The organism is Kitasatospora putterlickiae (assembly GCF_039527695.1).
In the GTDB taxonomy this organism is placed as follows: Bacteria; Actinomycetota; Actinomycetes; order Streptomycetales; family Streptomycetaceae; genus Kitasatospora; species Kitasatospora putterlickiae.
Window position 1 is genome coordinate 14,959 of record NZ_BAAAKJ010000171.1, and the last position, 488, is coordinate 15,446.

General features: G+C 77.9%; 1 pseudogene. It reads left to right on the plus strand.

The features are described 5' to 3' along the window. Nucleotides 1-354 (plus strand): annotated as a pseudogene (locus ABD308_RS17590) (ROK family transcriptional regulator); the annotation flags it as partial. Nucleotides 355-488: the final 134 nt, after the last annotated feature.

The window sequence follows — 488 nt, forward strand, 5'->3', positions numbered from 1 at the left end:
GCCGAAGGGGTCACCGAACGGCCGGACAGCGCCGCGCTGGTGGCCGCCGTCCGGGCCGGCGACCCCCGGGCCGACCGGCTGGTCCGGCGGCGCGCGGAGATCATCGGCCGGGCGCTCGCCCTGCTGGCCGACGTCGTCAACCCCGATCTGCTGGTCCTGACCGAGCACTTCTCCTGCCTCGACCCGGCCTATCTCGACGTGGTGCGCACCGAGTTCGCCCGCCGCTCGCGACTGCGGCGCGACGCCGGGCTGGTGGTCGCCCAGCGGCTCGGCGCCGATGTGCTCGCCGTGGCCGCCGGGACACCCGCGCTCGGCGCCGTGTACGCCCGCCCGGTGCGCGCCCTGACCTCGTGAACAGCCCCCCACCGCCGACCCGACCCCGCACACCCCTTCCCGTAGAGGACCCCACTCGTGACCAGCCTCCCCACCGCCTCCCCGCTCTCCCGCCGGGCGCTGCTCCGCGGCGGCCTCGCCGGCGCCGGCCTGCT